This window comes from Streptomyces sp. DH37 (genome assembly GCF_029813835.1).
Lineage (GTDB): Bacteria > Actinomycetota > Actinomycetes > Streptomycetales > Streptomycetaceae > Streptomyces.
In genome coordinates this window covers 1-451 of the sequence record NZ_JARVKV010000191.1, presented here as the reverse complement: position 1 = coordinate 451, position 451 = coordinate 1, and the positions used below count along the sequence as shown (strand labels likewise).

The window sequence follows — 451 nt, the reverse complement described above, 5'->3', positions numbered from 1 at the left end:
AAATATTGGTGGGGGATGATTCGAATGAGCCATGTCATTAAAGTTTGCTGGACTGCGGCGCTGCTGCTGACGGCGCTGGTGCCGGCCGCCCGGGCCGATGACTACCAGCTCAGCCACAACCAGCGGATTTCGTGCAGCCGCGGCCTGGCTCCGGGCAAGCTGAACACTGCGACCTGCAAGTCCTACACTTATCTATTCAATACCAAGACCTCGGAATATTTCCGCTGTCAGGTCTCGCTGGCGCTGACTCGCGACAACAAGGAAGTCATCAACGTCCAGACCGACGGCGGCTGCACCAAGAAGCCGCGCATCTTCGAGGCCGACGGCAAGTATGATTTCGACGCGACCGAGACCGAGCCGCCGAACACAAACTCGTTCTTCGGTCCCGGCGGCTATTCGATCTGGGCCGCCGACATGGCTGCGCAGAAGATCCGCGGCTGCATCACCATCT

At 59.6% G+C, this 451-nt stretch carries 1 protein-coding gene; it reads left to right on the top strand.

Features of this window, described 5'->3' with window-relative positions:
* Positions 1-24: 24 nt before the first annotated feature.
* A partial coding sequence (locus tag QC029_RS31390; RefSeq protein ID WP_279559098.1) for a hypothetical protein occupies positions 25-451 on the top strand: 427 nt, incomplete at its 3' end.